Origin of the sequence: Ancylobacter radicis, from assembly GCF_018449475.1 — a bacterium.
Taxonomy (GTDB): domain Bacteria; phylum Pseudomonadota; class Alphaproteobacteria; order Rhizobiales; family Xanthobacteraceae; genus Ancylobacter; species Ancylobacter radicis.
The window spans coordinates 2,501-5,533 of the sequence record NZ_JAHCQH010000011.1 but is presented as its reverse complement, the minus strand read 5'-3'; the positions used below and the strand labels follow the sequence as shown (position 1 = coordinate 5,533).

Here is a 3,033-nt window from a genome sequence, read left to right as displayed (position 1 = left end):
GCAACGCAGAACGCCGCCCGGCATTTCTGCGCGGGCGGCGTTCTGTTTGTTTTGCGAAGAAGCTTTTGCTGTGTTTTGCAGGCCTGGCAGCGACCTACTCTCCCAGGTCTTAAGACATAGTACCATCGGCGCTGAGGAGTTTAACGGCCGAGTTCGGGATGGGATCGGGTTGAGGCTCCTCGCCATAGCCACCAGGCCGGCGAAACACAGCATTTGCGAAGCAAGGGGCATGAAGCCCTTAAGGTCTTTAGTCGCTTTGATCCTTGATGGATGAGCATCGAGGATGAGAACGATCAAGCCAATCGAACGATTAGTACCGGTAAGCTCAATATGTTGCCATACTTACACACCCGGCCTATCAACGTGGTCGTCTTCCACGGTTCTCAAGGGAATACTCGTTTTGAGGTGGGTTTCCCGCTTAGATGCTTTCAGCGGTTATCCCGACCGTACATAGCTACGCTGCACTGCGGCTGGCGCCACAACAGCTCCACCAGAGGTACGTTCATCCCGGTCCTCTCGTACTAGGGACAAATCCTCTCAATATTCCTACACCCACGGCAGATAGGGACCGAACTGTCTCACGACGTTCTGAACCCAGCTCACGTACCACTTTAATCGGCGAACAGCCGAACCCTTGGGACCTGCTCCAGCCCCAGGATGTGATGAGCCGACATCGAGGTGCCAAACGATGCCGTCGATATGGACTCTTGGGCATCATCAGCCTGTTATCCCCGGCGTACCTTTTATTCGTTGAGCGATGGCCCGTCCACGTGGGACCACCGGATCACTATGGCCGACTTTCGTCTCTGTTCGACTTGTCAGTCTCACAGTCAGGCGGGCTTATGCCATTGCACTCGACGACCGATTTCCGACCGGTCTGAGCCCACCATCGCGCGCCTCCGTTACTCTTTGGGAGGCGACCGCCCCAGTCAAACTGCCCACCATGCAATGTCCCGGACCCGGATGACGGGCCGCGGTTAGACATCCATATCTATAAGGGTGGTATTTCAAGGATGACTCCACGAGAGCTGGCGCCCTCGCTTCAAAGTCTACCACCTATCCTACACATACCGACACGAATGCCAGTGCAAAGTTGCAGTAAAGGTGCACGGGGTCTTTCCGTCTGACCGCAGGAACCCCGCATCTTCACGGGGAATTCAATTTCACTGAGTCTATGCTGGAGACAGCGGGGAAGTCATTACGCCATTCGTGCAGGTCGGAACTTACCCGACAAGGAATTTCGCTACCTTAGGACCGTTATAGTTACGGCCGCCGTTTACCGGGGCTTCGATTCAAAGCTTGCACCTCTCCTCTTAACCTTCCGGCACCGGGCAGGCGTCAGACCCTATACGTCATCTTGCGATTTCGCAGAGCCCTGTGTTTTTGCTAAACAGTTGCCACCCCCTGGTCTGTGCCCCTCCCACCTGGTTGCCCAGATGGAAGGCCTCCTTATCCCGAAGTTACGGAGGTAAATTGCCGAGTTCCTTCAGCATAGTTCTCTCAAGCGCCTTGGTATACTCTACCAGTCCACCTGTGTCGGTTTCGGGTACGGTCTATGTTGTGGGAGCTATTTCCTGGAACCCCTTCGAAGCCAGAACAGAACCAATTCGTCTGACAACACACGGGATTCGTCACTACCCACAGGCTCAGGAATATTCACCTGATTCCCATCGACTACGCCTTTCGGCCTCGCCTTAGGGGCCGGCTAACCCTGCGCAGATTAGCTTTACGCAGGAACCCTTGGACTTTCGGCGACAGTGTCTCTCACACTGTTTGTCGTTACTCATGTCAGCATTCGCACTTCCGATACCTCCAGAGGCCCTCACGGGTCCTCCTTCGCAGGCTTACGGAACGCTCCGCTACCGCTTGCCCGAAGGCAAACCCTAAGCTTCGGCGCGTGGCTTGAGCCCCGTTACATTTTCGGCGCAAGAATCCTAGACCAGTGAGCTGTTACGCTTTCTTTAAAGGATGGCTGCTTCTAAGCCAACCTCCTGGTTGTTTTCGGACTCTCACATCCTTTCACACTTAGCCACGACTTGGGGGCCTTAGCTGTAGGTCAGGGTTGTTTCCCTCTCGACGACGGACGTTAGCACCCGCCGTCTGTCTCCCGCGCAGTACTTCCAGGTATTCGGAGTTTGGTTAGGTTTGGTAAGACGGTAAATCCCCCTAGCCCATCCAGTGCTCTACCCCCTGGAGTATTCACGCGAGGCACTACCTAAATAGTTTTCGCGGAGAACCAGCTATTTCCAAGTTTGATTGGCCTTTCACCCCTAGCCACAAGTCATCCGAGACCTTTTCAACGGGCACCGGTTCGGTCCTCCAGTGCGTGTTACCGCACCTTCAACCTGCTCATGGCTAGATCACTTGGCTTCGGGTCTAATCCGACGAACTGAACGCCCTGTTCAGACTCGCTTTCGCTGCGCCTACACCTACCGGTTTAAGCTTGCTCGCCAGACTAAGTCGCTGACCCATTATACAAAAGGTACGCAGTCACCCAGGACGAACCTTGGGCTCCTACTGTTTGTAGGCATCCGGTTTCAGGAACTGTTTCACTCCCCTTGTCGGGGTGCTTTTCACCTTTCCCTCACGGTACTTGTTCGCTATCGGTCGCTGAGGAGTACTTAGGCTTGGAGGGTGGTCCCCCCATGTTCAGACAGGATTTCACGTGTCCCGCCTTACTCGAGGACGAAGAATTGCATTACGTGTACGGGGCTATCACCCACTAAGGCCCGGCTTTCCTGTCCGGTTCCACTTGTCGCTTCTTCGCCACTGGCCTGGTCCGCGTTCGCTCGCCACTACTAACGGAGTCTCTGTTGATGTCCTTTCCTCCGGGTACTTAGATGTTTCAGTTCCCCGGGTTCGCTTCAAACCCCTATGTATTCAGAGCTTGATACCTTCATATGACAACTGGAATTCCAAAGCCTCATCGCGCCGGATCGCTCCAGCGTGGCAAGACTTCAGAGTCCCAGTCGTCGAAGGTGGGTTTCCCCATTCGGAAATTTACGGATCAAAGCTTGTTCGCAGCTCCCCGTA

2 rRNA genes (1 of these 2 running past the window's edge) are annotated in these 3,033 nt (G+C 54.7%); both read right to left on the bottom strand.

The annotated features are described in order from the left end of the window. Positions 1–81: 81 nt before the first annotated feature. Positions 82–196, bottom strand: a 5S ribosomal RNA gene (rrf, locus tag KIP89_RS01995). Between the two features lie 93 nt (positions 197–289). Continuing rightward, positions 290–3,033, bottom strand: a 23S ribosomal RNA gene (locus KIP89_RS01990) (it continues 77 nt past the right edge of the window).